This window comes from Streptomyces sp. CRN 30 (genome assembly GCF_034105845.1).
The window spans coordinates 51349-66278 of the sequence record NZ_JAVRHI010000187.1; the positions used below are offsets into that span (position 1 = coordinate 51349).

A 14930-nucleotide genomic window follows, 5' to 3' on the forward strand; every position below is an offset into this window, starting at 1 on the left:
TCGACTTACAGCGGCGACGGCTCCAACTGCGTGGAGGTCGCCGTTACGCCCACCACCATCCTCATACGCGACTCAAAGACACCCGAGACTCGGCAGGTCTCCCTGTCTTCCACCGCGTGGAATTTGTTTCTCGCGTACGTCGCAGGGAACGCACCACGGTTTACGTCGCGTTGAGCAAGGCAAGGCTCACCGCCTGGCACACTCGGAGACGGCTGTCCCTGCGTACGCGTACTCAGACTGGCTGCGTCGCTCGACCCTGACGCTGCCGGTCCGCGCTCCGCACGATGAGTGCCTCAGCGTCCGATGGCCGGCCCCGAGCCCTCATCCAACGCATCTTCCAAGACCTGTGAGGACCCCGATGCCCGAACTCGCCTGGCGGAGATCGACTTACAGCGCCGAAGCCGCTAATTGCCTGGAAGTAGCCACTCACCCCACCGCCATTCACCTACGCGACTCCACCACACCCGAAGCCCGGCGGGTCTCCTTGTCCCCCACCGCGTGGACTTCGTTCCTCGCGTACGTCGCAGAGAGCGCACCACGACGCACGCTGCACTGAACCGAGGTGACAGCGCCGTCAGAAATCCATGAAGTGCAGCCTGGCGTTCATGACGATCAGCACGATGCCGATGACACAGAAGAACCCGGCGACGATCCTCAACAGGCTTCCGTTGCCGTAGAGCGCCGAGACGTAGCGACTTCCGATGTAGTCGGATGTGCTCTCCGACCATCCCCGGAAGTTGGACGCCGCGAATCCTCCCAAGCACATCAAGACGATGCCGAGGGCGATTTCACCGACCACCGGCGTGTGAGCAGTTCGCGCTGCCAGCGCAAAGGGGTGCATCACTGTCTTGCCTGGGCCGATCGCTCAGCCCTTGCGCCGACCCTGCCCCCGCTCCACCCCGATCGGCCACAGCCTCGGGCTCCGCTTCGCCGCGATGTCCTCGATCCAGCCCACCGCCACGATCGACAGTCCGATCAGCGGCCAGACCAGGACGAACATCCACATCGAGTACGTCGTCGTCAGCGCGTCCATCATCCGTTCGTCCATGAACGGCAGGCTGTAGAACTGGTCGATGATCGGGGACGTGACCGCGATCAGCAGGTTGTGCCAGAGGTAGATCGTGACGGCCCGGTTGTTGAAGAGCGTCACGAGCCAGTCCCACTTGGCGAGGCGGCCGGGCAGCTCCTGCCAGGACGGCGAGTACGAGAGCAGGATGACCACGAAGCCGAAGGACCAGGTCGCCTGGGCGAGCGGGATGCTGTTCAGGTCCCAGCCGTCCTCGGTGAGGTGACCGGACGCCCACCACAGGCCGAAGGCCATGATCAGGGCGGAGACCGAGACGGCGAGGTAGCGGGGCACCCTCGCCAGCAGGCCCTCCTGGTGGGCGAAGCCCAGGACCCAGCAGCTGCCGTAGACGGCGAAGTCGGTGACGGCGTTGCCGGTCTCGCCGGGGATGGGCACCAGTCCGGTGCCCACGACCGCCGTCAGCGCCATCGGCGCGGCGAGCGTCACCCACGGCGCCCGGCGGAACGCCCACAGCAGCAGCGGGGACGCGAGCACGAACCAAAGGTAGGTGCGCAGGTACCACAGCACCTCCGCCGCCTGCGCCGCCCAGCTCGCGTCCAGCAGCCCGCCCGGGAAGCCGATCTCCTCCGGGTAGGGGGGAGCGCCGAGCGGGAACACGTAGTTCAGCGCACTCGCCAGGCTCCAGGTGCCCCCGTCGGCGGGGTTCCAGCCGCCCAGGAGGAGCAGCGTCACCACCACCGCGCCGAACACCCACAGCGGGGGCAGCAGCCGGCGCACCCTGCCCCGGATCACTCCGAGTGCCGGGCGGCTCAGCGAACGCGCCATCAGCGAGCCCGCCAGCGCGAACATCACGCCCATCGAGGGGAACAGGATCGACAGCCACGCCCAGCCAAAGACGTGGTAGACCACGACACGGACCAGCGCGATGGTGCGCAGCAGGTCGAGGTAGCGGTCGCGGCCGGGCTTCGCGGGCCTCGGTGGCGCGGAGGGCTCGGTCGACCCGGCCGGCTCGGCGGGCTCGGTCCCCGTTCGCGTTCCGGCACCCTCCGCGCCCCCGGGCAGCGGCGGCTGCTCCCCCCGCTGCTGCGGGAGGTCGTACGGGACTCCGCCGTACGGCTGCAGGTACAGGTCCTCCGTACCGGTGGACCCCTGGTGACCCTGCGCACCCTGATGCTGCTGAGTCATCCCACCGGCCTCCGCTCGTCAGCGCCGTACGTCCGCTGGCCCGGCATCGACGCCTCCGGCGGGGGCGCCCCCACCACGCCCGTGCGGCGCAGTTTCTGCCAGCGCAGGCGGCCGCCGGTGAGGGCGGTGATCCAGGACTGGAGCAGGACGACGTACATGAGCTGGCGGTAGAGGATCTGCTGGAGCGGGAGCGAGATGAGGTGGGTCATGCGCTCCTTGTCGAGGCGGAACGCGTAGGCCGCGCAGACCGCCTGGATGGCGAGGACGCCCAGCCAGGCGCCGATCGTCTTGCCGGTCGGGCCGAAGATGAGGCCGTAGAGGAGAAAGACGTCGATCAGGGGGGCCAGCAGCGGCGCCACCACCATGAACAACGACACGAACGGCAGGCCGACCCGGCCGAAGCGGCCCGACGGGCCCTTCTCGACGAGCGCCTTGCGGTGCTTCCAGATCGCCTGCATCGTGCCGTACGACCAGCGGTAGCGCTGCGACCACAGCTGCTGGACGGACTCGGGGGCCTCGGTCCAGGCGCGGGCGTTCTCCGCGTAGACGACGCGCCAGCCGTCGCGGTGCATCGCCATGGTGATGTCGGTGTCCTCGGCGAGCGTGTCGTCGCTCATGCCGCCGACGCGCTCCAGGGCCGTGCGCCGGAACGCGCCGACCGCACCGGGGATCGTCGGCATGCAGCGCAGGACGTCGTACATGCGGCGGTCGAGGTTGAAGCCCATCACGTACTCGATGTGCTGCCAGGCACCGATCAGGGAGTCCTTGTTGCCCACCTTGGCGTTGCCCGCGACCGCGCCGACGCTCGGGTCGGCGAAGGGCTGCACCAGCTCGCGGACGGTGGACGGCTCGAACACCGTGTCGCCGTCCATCATCACGATCAGGTCGTAGCGGGCGTTGGCGACGCCCCGGTTGAGCGCGGCGGGCTTACCCGCGTTGAGCTGGCGGACGACGCGGACGTTGGGCAGGCGCAGGTTCTCCACGATCCGGGCCGTGCCGTCGCTCGAGCCGTCGTCGATGACGATGACCTCGACGGGGTGGTCGCTAGCCATCAGCGAGCGCACCGTGTTCTCGATGCACTTGGCCTCGTTGTACGCGGGCACCAGCACCGACACCGGTTCGGTGACCGGGCCCCTCGGCCCCCAACGGAAGTTCTTCTTCCGTACCCGGCGCGCGTGGATGCCGGACAGCAGGAGCATCAGGCCGAAGCGGGAGAAGACGAGGACGCCGATCACGGCGAGCCCGACCGTCAGGACGGCGGTGATGTGCTCCGAGGCCTGGACCAGGACGATCCACGCCTTGCCCTTGACCGCCTCGAGCCCCGCCACCTCCGTGTGCGCGCTGGGCGCGCCGAGGGCCTCGGTCAGGTTGTCGAACTCGTACCCCTGGGCGGCGAGGTCCGGCAGGAACCGGTCGAGGGCCGCGACGGTCTGGCTGCGGTCACCGCCGGAGTCGTGCATCAGGACGATGGCGCCCTCGCCGCCCTTCGGCGTGGCCGCGCGGACGATCGCGTCGACGCCCGGCCGCTTCCAGTCCTCGGTGTCGGCGTCGTTGAGGACGGTGAGGTAGCCGCGGCTGCCGATGTAGTCGGTGACCGGCCAGGACTTGTTGTCCATGGCGGCGGAGAACGACGAGTACGGCGGCCGGAAGATCGAGGTGCGGATGCCGGCGGCGCCCGCGAGCGCCAGCTGGTTCTGCGACAGCTCCCAGTCGATGCGCGCCTGCGACTGGTACGACAGGTCGGGGTGGTTGAAGGTGTGCAGGCCGATCTCGTGGCCCTCGTCGACCATGCGCTGGACGAGGTCGGGGTAGCGCGAGGCCATGGTGCCGGTGATGAAGAAGACGGCGTGCGCGTCGTGCTTCTTCAGTACCTCGAGGACCTTGGGCGTCCACTCGGGGTCCGGGCCGTCGTCGAAGGTGAGGACGAGCCGGCGGTCGGGCACGCTCAGGGTGCTGGGGGTGCCGTCGCGGGTGTCGATGACCGGGTCGCCCTCGAGGATCTCCTTCGGCACCTGGTCGGTGGCGGCCGGGGGGCGGACGCGGTGGTCGGCGAGGATCTCGCTGTGCACGTACCCGCGCAGCATCAGCATCGCCATCAGCGCGGTGAGGACGAGGACGGGCAGCAGGTAACGCAGGGGGAGCCGACGGCGCCGGGCTCGCGAGGCCGAGCCGTGGCGGGGGGAGCGGGCCATCAGACGATGTTCTCCGGGGGCGATGAGTCGGGGGAGTCGGACGTGCCCGCCGCGGCGAGCGCGGGCTTGCGGGAGGCGGAGCCGCCGGCGGCGGTGCCGGAACGGTCACCCGCGGCGAGGCCGTCGAGCGGGGCCTCCTCGGCGGACGGACTGTCCGTGACCTCGGGTGAGGCGTCGGGCGAGTCGACGGAGCCGGACGGCGCCGTGATCGTCGGGGCGACGGGCGACTCGACGTCCTGGTCGCCGCCGGAGGGCGCCGTGTCGGCTTCCCCACCGGCCGGCAGCTCGGGGTCGGGGGAAGCCTCCGGCGCCGGGAGTTCGTCCGACGGGTCCACGACGGTACCGGTCCCGGGGGCCGGGACGATGTCGACGGTCGAGGTCGGGTCCGCCTGCGGCGGCACGTCGGCCGTCTCGGACGGGTCGGCCGACACGTCGGGCTGCGGGGAGCTGTCGACCTGGCCGGCCGGCTTGTCGCCCTCCTGGCTCTCCACCGGCACCCAGGGCGCGTCGGAGTTGCCCGACAGGAGCGTGGCGACGATGACGACGGCGTAGACCGCGCAGGCCACGCCGACGAGGATGCCTAGACGGCGCAGCCAGCCCGCGCGGCGGCCGGACTCGTCGACGAAGACCGGGGCGGCCTCCGAGTCGTTGCCGCCCGGCGCGCCCTTGGCCTGCTGGACGAGCCAGTCCTGCATCTGGGGGCCCACCACGTCCATCTGGACGGTGACCTCGTGGGGGTCGTGGGTGTGGCCGGTGTCCTCGGCCGGCGCCGAGGAGCCGTGCGGAGTGGCCGGGGCGGTCGGGACGGCCGGGGGGACCGAAAGCCGCCCCAGTTGCCGGGTGTCCGGGTCCACGAAGGTCCGGGTGTCCGGCCTGACGCTCGCTCGTGTGTCCGACCTCGGGCCCGGACCCGTGCCGGGCGCCTTGCCGCGGCGTATTTCCGGCCAACCGCTCGGTGCCGGGGCCGGCTTGTCGGCCCGCTGCTTGCCGTTGCCGGAGGACCGGAGGGACTGCGTTCCGGCAGCCGGGTCGGTCAGGGCGGCCGGGACTCCCGTGGCCTCCGTGACTTCCGGGACCTCCAGAAACGACCGTGTCTCCGGCTGCTCGGGTATCAGCCGGGTCTCGGCCGCGGAGTGGGACAACGGCTCGCCCACCCACCCCTTGCTGCCGCTACCGCTGCCGCTGCCGAACGCGTCGAACGGCCGCGTCTCCGGCCGCTGTTCGGGTATCAGCCGGGTTTCGGCCGCCGGGTCGGACAACGGCTCGCCCACCCACCCCTTGCTGCCGCTACCGCTGCCGCTACCGAACGCGTCGAACGGCCGCGTCTCCGGCCGCTGTTCGGGTATCAGCCGGGTTTCGGCCGCGGCGTCGCGGCCGGCGGCCGGATCGGACGCCGAGGGCTGACGGGGTACGCGGGCTCGCGGGACGTCGGGCCAGCCGCCCGAGCGCTCGCTCACGTCACGCCGGGCGACCCGTCGGTCGCCGGACTCGCTCACGCCAGGACTCGATGACACGCCAGGACTTGATGAGACACCAGATCTCGATGAATCGTCACTGCGCCCATGAGTCGGCCAACCACTGTCCGGTCGCTCCGGTTGGGCGTCTTTTCGCCAGTTCTCCACACGCACGCACATCCCCCCAAGGGACACTGTCGGGCGCGCGTACGATTCCGGGCACTTCGCACTTTGCTGTCCGGATCGAGCCCCCCACCCGATCCAGGCGCCCCCTACATCCCACGCGCCCGGCCCCCGAATGTAGCGCACGTGAGAGAAGTGTGCGTGCGGTGTCTCAGGTGCCACTCATCATGATGAGGGCATCCGTGGCTGGAATCCACCCCTCGGCGGGCCGCCGCAGCCACCCCTCCTCGGCCGCGAGTGCGGCGGCCGCACGGGTGAGTGCCGCGAGTGCCGGATGCGCCAACCCCCTTCGCCACACCAGCGATACGGGCGACAGCGGCACGGGATCGACGAGTGGCCGGATCACCGCCCCCGGCATGGCCGGGAAGTCCATGACGGCCAGTACGGGCATCCTCGACTTGGCCATGATCCGCTGGAACTCGTCGACCCCGACGGCGAGCGGAGCGGGCGGCGCGAGGGCGATGCCGCGCCCCTCGAACAGCAGCCGGGCCAGCTCCGTCCACTCCGGCGTCCGGGGGTTCCCGGCGCCCGCGTACACGGTCTCGCCGGCCAGCGCGGCCAGCGGGACCTCCTCGCGGGCGGCCAGCCGGTGGTCCGCGGGCAGGATCACCGCCATCGGCTCGTACCGCACCGGCTGCTGCTCCAGACGGGCGCGCACCGCCGGGTCCAGCCCCGCGTACCGGCCGAGCGACACATCGAGCCGGCCCGCGAGGATCTCCGCGGCGGCACCGGTGAGACCGCTCTCGAAACGGGTCATCAGCTCGTCCTCGGGGGCCAGTTCGCGGGCGCGGGCGAGGATCCGTTCACCGATGAGCCCCGGACTGTTCACGTCGACGAGCAGCGGCCGGGGCGCGGCCCGGCCGGCCGCGCCCCGGCCGAACGCCGCGAGCAGTTCCTCCTGCGCCCGCAGCACCCGGCGCGCGTACGGCAGCAGCCGCGTCCCGTCGGCGGTCAGGGTCACCTGCCGGGTCGTCCGGGCGAAGAGTGCGGCGCCCAACTCCCGCTCCAGCCGCCGCACGTCGCGGCTGAGCGCCTGCTGGGCGACGTACAGCCGGGCGGCGGCCCGCGTGAAGTGCAGCTCCTCCGCGACGGCGAGGAAGGCGCGCAGGAGGCGGGGGTCCAGTACGTCGAGCGGTATCGGCGTGGGTACGGCGTCGGCGGGCACCCCGTGAACCTACACGCGAACCCACAACCCAGGTGCGTGAATCGTCACGGAGCAGGTGTTGGACGGACGATCACGACCGGGGCGACCGTGCATCCATGCCGCAACGACTTCCACGACTGCTCCCAACGACGGGCCCCTTCACCCCCTACCGCCGCCTCTTCGCCCTCCCCGGCACCCGCGCCTTCACGCTCGGCAACCTGCTCGCCCGGCTCCCCATGGGCATGTTCAGCGTGAGCGCGGTCATCATGATCGCCAGTGAGCGGGGGTCGTACGCCCTCGCCGGTGCCGTCACCGCGACGGGACTGGTCGCGACGGCGCTGGTCGCCCCGTTGACCGCGCGGCTGATCGACCGGCACGGACAGGCCAGGGTGGCCGTGCCCGCCACCGCGCTGGCCGTACTGGGCAGCCTGTCCCTGCTGCTGTGCATGCGCTTCGACGCCCCGACCTGGACCCTGTTCCTCGCGTACGCGGCCACGGCGACGACCCCCAACACGGGCGGGATGTCCCGCGCCCGCTGGGCCCACCTGCTGCGGGACGACCCGGCGGCGCTGCACACCGCGAACTCCTTCGAACAGGCGGCGGACGAGCTGTGCTTCATGCTCGGCCCGGTCCTCGCGGCCTTCCTGTGCACCTCCCTCTTCCCCGAGGCGGGCACCCTGACCGGGCTGGTGCTGCTGATGACGGGCATCCTCGTCTTCACCGCCCAGCGGTCCACGGAACCGCCCGCCCCGGGTCGTACGGCCGCGTTCCGGTCCCCGCTCCGTACCCGCGGTATACCCCCGCTGGTGGCCGTGTGCCTGGCCACGGGCGCGGTGTTCGGTTCACTGGAGGTGGTGACGATCGCCTTCGCGGACACCCAGGGCCGGCAGTCCGCGGCGGGGCTCGTCCTCGCCCTCCAGGCAGCGGGTTCGTGCGCCGCGGGGCTGGTGTTCGGCATGTGGAAGCCCGCGGGCCCGGCCGCCCGCCGGCTGCCGTGGTGCGTCGCCGCGATGACGCTGCTGATGGTGCTGCCGCTGCTCGCGGCCACCCTGACCGGCTCGCTCGTCGTGCTGGCGGGCGCGCTCCTCGTCGCCGGCATGGCCACCGCGCCGACGATGATCACCACCATGGCCCTGGTGCAGCAGCGCACCCCCAAGGGCCGGCTGAACGAGGGCATGACCCTCGCGGTCACCGGGCTGCTCGGCGGCATCGCCGGCGGTTCGGCGGCCGGCGGGTGGCTGGCCGAGCACGTCTCGGCGACGGCCGGGTACGCCGCCCCGGTGACGGCGGCGGCCCTCGCCCTGCTCATGGCCCGGGCGACGGCCCGCCCGCGCCGGGCCGGTGGAGCCCGGCGGGGGCACCGGGTCCCCACCGGTTCACGTCCCTCCCGCGCGGCCCATTGACGAGCCCCCGGCCCGCCTCTACCTTCCCCGTCATCGAAGCGCTTCGACGTACGACGTGTGCCGTACTCCGCGTCCCGTACGACGGACGACGGACGACGAACGGCGTCGAACCGGTGCGATGGACGCTGAGCGACCCTCGGACACCATCCGGCTCGCCCTGGAGGGACAGGATGTCGACGGCAGGAAGGCGTGACGCACGGGTGCCGGACGGGCCCGCGGAAGCGGCACCGGGACCCCCGCGATGGTGAAGATCACCGATGTGGCGCGCCACGCCGGCGTCGCCCCGAGCACCGTGTCGTACGCGTTGAGCGGCAAGCGCCCGATCTCCGCGGCGACCCGGCGGCGCGTGGAGGAGGCCATCCGTGTGCTGGGCTACCGGCCGCACCCGGGCGCGTGGGGCACGGGCGGCCGCCGGTCGAACGTACTGGCCCTGGTGGCACCGCTGCGGGACGGTGCCCTCACGTCCGCGGTGGCGGAGTGCGCGCTGTCCGTGACGACCGCTGCCCGCCGGCTCGACCACGACGTGCTGCTGGTGCTGCGCGAGGAGGGCGGGCACGGCGAGGACGGGCACGGCGAGGACGGGCACGGCGTGGACGGGCTGCGGCGGGTGGCGGACGGCGCGGCGGCGGACGCGCTGATCGTGATGGACGCGCGGACGCGGGACGCACGGACGCCCTTGCTGCTGCGGAGTCTCGGCCGGCCGGCGGTACTGATCGGGTCGTCGGCCGAGCCGGCCGGGCTGACCTGTGTCGACCTCGACTTCGGCGCGGCGGGCGAGCTGTGCGTGGAGCACCTGGCGGGGCTCGGGCACCGGGTGGTCGCGCTCGTGGGTGCGTCGCCGGAGGTCTATCTGCGCGGGACCGGGGAGGCGCAGCGGGTGGTGCGGGGCTTCACGGCGGCCGCCGACCGGCACGGGCTGTCGTCCGCCGTGCTTCCCTGTCCGTCGTCGGCGGCCGCGGCCCGCGCGGTGGCCGAGCGGCTGCTGCGCGAGCGGCCCGCCCTGAGCGGCGTCGTGGTGCACAACGAGGCCGTCGTGGAGCCGCTGATCGACGCGTTCGAGGCGCTGGGGCTCCGGGTGCCGGCCGATGTGTCGGTGGTCGCGCTCCGCCCGTCCGGTCCGGCCACGGACGCCCGGCAGCCGGTCACCTCCGTGGACGCCCCGGCCGCCGAACTGGGCGCCCGGGCCGTGGACCTGCTGGCACGGAAGCTGAACGGCACCCCCGTACCGGAGACGACCCTGCTCCCACCCCGGCTGACCCCCCGAACGACCACGTCTCCCCGCACGCCGGCTTGAGCCGCACGGCGACCACGAGCCCCACCCCGAGCGAGCGAGGGCGCCTCACGGGCAAAGGGCACCCCCGAGCGATGGGGGCGCGGGTGGCGAAGCCCCCGCACCGCGCGGCGAAGCCCGCGCAGGAACGACGAAGGCGACGCGGCCCACGCTCTCCGTGGGCACACGTCGCCTATCGCCTTCGTGGAGATGGCGGGAATCGAACCCGCGTCCAACGGTGCAGAATCAGGGCTTCTCCGTGTGCAGTCCGCTACGTTTTTCTCGGCCCCGGAGATCACGCGGACAAGTCTCCGACGGGCTCAGTCACTGTTTGGTTTCCCTCTTCACCCCGTGACCGGGATCAAGGTTTAGTCCCCTAGTCGATGCCAGGATCCGGGTCGGGAACGGCCCCGGGCTGACACTCCCTTAGTAGGAGGCTCGCGATCGCTACCTGAGATCAGGCAGCGAGGGCGAAGGCCTGCTGGGAGGAATCGCGCTTGGTATTGGCGATTATTTTTTTCGGCCTGTGGTTTACGAGATCATGGCCGCTTCCTCGACACGCTTCCCCTGCTTCGACAGCCGCTGTCGAAACCGATCATCCCCATGTTGATTTTTCAATCGGCGCCCCTCGCGAGGAGGGACTCACACCTGCACGGTGCGGATGCCATCGTACGTGACCAACGCACGTCCGTGCCAGCGTATTCCTCCGGTGGCCCGCGGGAGGCCGCGGCGTCACGCCCGCTGCTGCCGCCGCACCGCCGAGACCGCGCGCTCCGTCTCGCGCCGGTCCTGCTTCTCGCGGAGCGTCTGCCGCTTGTCGTACTCCTTCTTGCCCTTCGCCAGCGCGATCTCGATCTTGGCCCGGCCGTCCTTGAAGTACAGCGCCAGGGGCACGATCGTGTGGCCCGTCTCCTGCGACTTCTGCTCCAGCTTGTCGATCTCCTCGCGGTGCAGCAGCAGCTTCCGCTTGCGCCGGGCGGTGTGGTTGGTCCACGTGCCCTGGCTGTACTCCGGCACGTGCACGTTGTGCAGCCAGGCCTCGTGCCCGTCGAGCTGCACGAAGCCGTCGGCCAGCGAGGCCCGCCCCTGACGCAGTGACTTCACCTCGGTCCCGGTGAGGACCAGGCCGGCCTCGTACGTGTCGAGGATGAGGTAGTCGTGCCGCGCCTTCTTGTTCTGCGCGATCAGCTTGCGCCCTTTTTCCTTAGCCATAGTGCTCGCCATTTTCGCACTACGGAGGCGCTGCGGGGGAAGTCGATTACCGCGGGGCCACGAGACTACGAGGGGGCGCCCAGCCCGCTCAGCACCGTCTCCGCCCGCTGCAGGGCGCCCTTGTCGGCCTCCAGGTCGGGCGTGATGCCGCTGCCGTCGACGCCACGGCCGGACGGGGTGCGGTAGTGCCCGACGGTCAGTTCGGCGACGGAGCCGCCGGGGAGCCGGCCCGGCATCTGCACCGAGCCCTTGCCGAAGGTGCGGGAACCCACCACGACCGCGCGGCCACGGTCCTGCAGGGCACCGGTGAGGAGTTCGGCCGCGCTCATCGTGCCGCCGTCGACGAGCGCGACCAGGGGTCTGGTGAGGTCGCCGCCGGGCTCGGCGTGCAGGGCGCGCTGGTCGCCGTCGACGTCGTACGTGGCGACGAGCCCGCCGTCGAGGAAGGCGGAGGCGGCGGTGACGGCCTCGGCGACCAGCCCGCCGGAGTTGCCGCGCAGGTCCAGCACGAGTCCGGCGTCCGCGGGCGCCCGGTCCACGGCGGCGCGTACGCGGTCGCCGGAGCCCTTGGTGAAGGCGGCGACCGCGATGACGGTGACCCCGCCGGCGGTCTCGTGGACGGTCACGGAGTCCGTGGAGAGGCGGGCCCGGCGCAGCGTCTCGCTCCACACGCGCGTGCCCCGCTGCAGGCCCACCGAGACGGTCGTACCGGCGGCCGCGTCCTCGGCGTCGCCGCGCAGTAAGGAGACGACCTCGGTGACGGGCCGGCCCTCGACGGCCGCGCCGTCGACGGCGCGCAGCCGGTCGCCCTCACGGATGCCGGCCCGGGCGGCGGGCGAGCCCTCCCGTACGCGGCTGACCTCGATCCGGCCGTCGCGCTCGCGCCGGGCCCACAGGCCCACCCCGGTGTACTCGCCGTCCAGGGCCTCCTCGAAGGCCTCGTACTCGCCCTCGGAGTACACGGCGCCCCAGCGGTCCCCGCTGCGGCTCACGGCGCGCTCGGCGGCCTCCGTGGGGGACTTGCCCTCGGCCATGGCCTCGGCGGCGGCCTCGGCGACGTCCTCGTGGTGGCCGGTGGGGGCGGACCGGCCGATGGCGACGGACCTGTCCCCGGTGTCGCCCGGGTCCGCGGGTGCCCCGAGGGAGCCGGTGGCGGCCCCCGCGGCGAGGACACTCGCGAAGACGATCGTCAGGGCCGCTCCGCGGCGGACGCGGCGGGGCGGACAGAACTTATCTCGGCCCGGCATGCCGGTGAGTCTAGGACAAGGGAGAGGGCCGTACGGCTGGTTGACCGCACGGCCCTTCTTGGTGTGCGTCACACCTTCAGGTACTTGCGCAGCGTGAAGAAAGCGGCCAGCGCGGGCATCAGGAGGCTCGCCGCGAGGATGAGCGGCAGCTTGGTGAGCACGGCGTCCCAGCCGACGAAGTTGATCAGCGGGAGCTTCTCCGAGAGGGTCACTCCGCCCTCGATCACGAACTGCTGGCCCAGTATCAGGGAGGTGCAGGCGATGGTGCCGCCGATCAGACCGGCGACCGCGGCCTCCGCGATGAACGGTGCCTGGATGTAGAACCCGGAGGCACCCACCAGCCGCATGATCCCGGTCTCGCGGCGGCGGCTGAACGCCGAGACCCGCACCGTGTTGACGATCAGCATCAGCGCCACGACCAGCATGACGAACATCACGCCGCGCGCCGCCCAGTTCAGGTATCCGAGCAGCGTGAAGAGGTTGTCGAGGGTGCCCTTCTGGTCCGCCACCTGCTGCACACCGGCCCGGCCGTTGAAGGCGCTGGTGATGACCTGGTACTTCTCCGGGTCCTTCAGCTTGACGCGGTACGACTCCGGCATCTGGTCCGGAGTGATGGAGGCGGCCAGCGGGGAGTCGCCGAACTGCTCCTTGTAGTGCTTGTACGCCTGGTCCTGCGACTCGTACAGCACCTCGTCGACGACCGACATCTTGTCCAGGTCGGTCTTGATCTGCTCCTTCTGCTCCGTGGTGACGGCGCCCTGGGCGCAGGCGGGATCGGACTTGGCGTCGCTCTTGTTGCAGAGGTAGATCGAGACGTTGACCTTGTCGTACCAGTAGCCCTTCATCTGGGTGACCTGGTCGCTCATCAGGAGCGAGCCGCCGAACAGGGCCAGGGAGAGGCCGACGGAGACGATCACCGCGAAGGTCATCGTCAGGTTGCGGCGGAGACCGACACCAATCTCCGAGAGAACGAACTGCGCGCGCATGGCGTCTTCTTCGGGCCTTTCGTGGACGTGGGGATCAGTGCTGGTAGCCGTAGACGCCGCGCGCCTGGTCGCGGACGAGGCGGCCCTTCTCCAGCTCGATGACGCGCTTGCGCATCTGGTCCACGATGTTCTGGTCGTGGGTCGCCATCACCACGGTCGTACCGGTGCGGTTGATCCGGTCGAGCAGCTTCATGATGCCGACGGAGGTCTGCGGGTCGAGGTTGCCGGTCGGCTCGTCGGCGATCAGCAGCTTGGGCCGGTTGACGAAGGCCCGCGCGATGGCGACGCGCTGCTGCTCACCGCCGGACAGCTCACCGGGCCTGCGGTCCTCCTTGCCGCCGAGCCCGACGAGGTCGAGCACCTGGGGCACGGACTTGCGGATCTCGCCACGCGTCTTGCCGATCACCTCCTGCGCGAAGGCGACGTTCTCGCCGACCGTCTTGTTCGGCAGCAGGCGGAAGTCCTGGAACACGGTCCCCAACTGGCGGCGCATCTGCGGCACCTTCCAGTTGGAGATGCGCGCGAGGTCCTTGCCCAGCACGTGCACCTGGCCCTGGCTGCACCGCTCCTCGCGGAGGATCAGCCGCAGGAAGGTGGACTTGCCGGAGCCCGAGGACCCCACGAGGAAGATGAACTCGCCCTTCTCGACCTCCAGGGAGACGTCCCTGAGGGCGGGGTGGGTCTGCTTGGGGTAGACCTTGGACACGTTGTCGAATCGGATCACGGATGCACCACGGGTCGCCGGGGGTAGATGAGCGTGACCATACGCGAACCGGGAGTGCGGCCGCAGGCGGCGGTCGCTTCTTCGCGTGGGTTGTGCCTTTTGTGCTGGCCGGAAGACGGTACTCGGCCGGAAGCGTGGGACATGCCGTGCGCAACGGCGGTCGGCACGTGACACCGGGGGGCCTTCGGCGCGCCCTCCGCGGAGTGCTTTCGGCCCTCCCCCGGGGCCGCGCCGAATTCCGCGGAACCTGGCACAGTGGAGGGGGGAACGGTCGCGATGCGCGATGCGTTGCGCATGAGTGAGAGGCCACTGCGAGGAGGGCGGGCGCATGACGTACGACCGGTTGGTGTGCGCGAACTGCGCGGCGCCCGTGAGCGAGGGCCGCTGTCCGGTCTGCCGGGCGAACCGTGAGCGGCTGCAGCAGGAGGGCCCCTTCGCGGGACTGAACCCGACCGCGCTGATCGCACTGCTCGCCGTGCTGATCGCGGCGGTGGCGCTGCTGGCTGCCCACCAGACGGCATGACGGCGTAGCCGCCCCCCCCCGCCCCGCGGGAGTCACCAGGACACGGGCCGTAGACACAGGCGTACGAGAAGGGCCCGGAGCGAGCGCTCGCTCCGGGCCCTTCTCGTCGTTGTTCCGTTCACCGTCCCACCGCGCCGGCTGCGCGGCGGGACATCAGGCGCTCAGCCTCAGGCAGCGGCGCCGCGGCCGGCCGCCAGGCGGGGCAGGAAGCGGAAGCCGATGCCGCCGGCGATCATCGTGGCGGCGCCGATCAGCAGGAACGTGGTCTCGGCGGCACCCGTCTCGGCGAGCTCCTCACCGGAACCCTGCGCGGCGGTGTTGCCCGTGCGGGTGTCGGTCAGGGCCGAGGAACCCTGGTTCTGGGAGACGGGGTCGTTGCC

Annotated in this window: 14 protein-coding genes, 1 other RNA gene and 1 pseudogene; 5 read left to right on the forward strand and 11 right to left on the reverse strand. The window is 71.5% G+C overall.

Features of this window, described 5'->3' with window-relative positions; translation table 11 throughout:
• Positions 1-30 precede the first annotated feature (30 nt).
• The gene (locus UW392_RS19655) at positions 31-174 is read left to right on the forward strand and encodes a DUF397 domain-containing protein (protein WP_414496434.1); all 144 of its coding nucleotides are present in this window, start codon (positions 31-33) and stop codon (positions 172-174) included.
• Between the two features lie 184 nt (positions 175-358).
• A complete protein-coding gene (locus UW392_RS19660; protein ID WP_320776340.1) occupies positions 359-556 on the forward strand; it encodes a DUF397 domain-containing protein in 198 nt (65 codons plus the stop codon).
• Positions 557-574: 18 nt separating this feature from the next.
• On the opposite strand, the gene UW392_RS19665 is transcribed toward UW392_RS19660, so the two are convergent.
• The 5 genes from UW392_RS19665 to UW392_RS19685 all read right to left on the reverse strand — a co-directional run bounded on the left by UW392_RS19665 (position 575) and on the right by UW392_RS19685 (position 7206).
• Entirely contained in the window at positions 575-841 is a 267-nt protein-coding gene (locus UW392_RS19665) for a hypothetical protein (RefSeq protein WP_320776341.1), read from the reverse strand.
• A gap of 24 nt (positions 842-865) precedes the next feature.
• Complete coding sequence (locus UW392_RS19670; RefSeq protein ID WP_320776342.1) at positions 866-2212, reverse strand: acyltransferase family protein; 1347 nt, start codon at positions 2210-2212, stop codon at positions 866-868.
• Positions 2209-4404 (reverse strand): glycosyltransferase, encoded by a 2196-nt coding sequence (locus tag UW392_RS19675; RefSeq protein WP_320776343.1) that lies wholly within the window; start codon positions 4402-4404, stop codon positions 2209-2211. The genes UW392_RS19670 and UW392_RS19675 overlap by 4 nt, the downstream gene beginning before the upstream one ends.
• Positions 4404-5900, reverse strand: a complete 1497-nt coding sequence (locus UW392_RS19680; protein WP_320776344.1) for a hypothetical protein — start codon at positions 5898-5900, stop codon at positions 4404-4406. The genes UW392_RS19675 and UW392_RS19680 overlap by 1 nt, the downstream gene beginning before the upstream one ends.
• Positions 5901-6192: 292 nt before the next feature.
• Positions 6193-7206: a LysR family transcriptional regulator gene (locus UW392_RS19685; protein WP_414496430.1), complete on the reverse strand. Its 1014-nt coding sequence runs from the start codon at positions 7204-7206 to the stop codon at positions 6193-6195.
• 95 nt (positions 7207-7301) lie between these two features.
• Here UW392_RS19685 and UW392_RS19690 point away from each other — a divergent pair, with 95 nt between their 5' ends.
• Entirely contained in the window at positions 7302-8588 is a 1287-nt protein-coding gene (locus tag UW392_RS19690) for an MFS transporter (protein WP_320776345.1), read from the forward strand.
• Positions 8589-8829: 241 nt separating this feature from the next.
• The gene (locus tag UW392_RS19695; RefSeq protein WP_320776346.1) at positions 8830-9882 is read left to right on the forward strand and encodes a LacI family DNA-binding transcriptional regulator; all 1053 of its coding nucleotides are present in this window, start codon (positions 8830-8832) and stop codon (positions 9880-9882) included.
• 178 nt (positions 9883-10060) lie between these two features.
• Here the strand turns inward: UW392_RS19695 and ssrA are convergent.
• The 5 genes from ssrA to ftsE form a co-directional block, all read right to left on the reverse strand.
• Positions 10061-10461, reverse strand: a transfer-messenger RNA (tmRNA) gene (gene ssrA, locus UW392_RS19700).
• Between the two features lie 129 nt (positions 10462-10590).
• Positions 10591-11070 carry an SsrA-binding protein SmpB gene (gene smpB / locus UW392_RS19705; protein WP_320776347.1) on the reverse strand — a complete coding sequence of 160 codons (480 nt, stop codon included), beginning with the start codon at positions 11068-11070 and terminating at the stop codon, positions 10591-10593.
• A 65-nt stretch (positions 11071-11135) separates the two neighbouring features.
• Entirely contained in the window at positions 11136-12317 is a 1182-nt protein-coding gene (locus UW392_RS19710; RefSeq protein WP_320776348.1) for a S41 family peptidase, read from the reverse strand.
• 68 nt (positions 12318-12385) lie between these two features.
• Entirely contained in the window at positions 12386-13303 is a 918-nt protein-coding gene (gene ftsX / locus UW392_RS19715) for a permease-like cell division protein FtsX (protein ID WP_320776349.1), read from the reverse strand.
• Positions 13304-13337: 34 nt separating this feature from the next.
• Positions 13338-14027 carry a cell division ATP-binding protein FtsE gene (gene ftsE, locus UW392_RS19720; protein WP_320776350.1) on the reverse strand — a complete coding sequence of 230 codons (690 nt, stop codon included), beginning with the start codon at positions 14025-14027 and terminating at the stop codon, positions 13338-13340.
• A 328-nt stretch (positions 14028-14355) separates the two neighbouring features.
• Here ftsE and UW392_RS19725 point away from each other — a divergent pair, with 328 nt between their 5' ends.
• Positions 14356-14550: a hypothetical protein gene (locus tag UW392_RS19725; protein ID WP_320776351.1), complete on the forward strand. Its 195-nt coding sequence runs from the start codon at positions 14356-14358 to the stop codon at positions 14548-14550.
• 167 nt (positions 14551-14717) lie between these two features.
• On the opposite strand, the pseudogene UW392_RS19730 reads toward UW392_RS19725, so the two are convergent.
• Positions 14718-14930: pseudogene (locus UW392_RS19730) on the reverse strand (LPXTG cell wall anchor domain-containing protein); the annotation flags it as partial.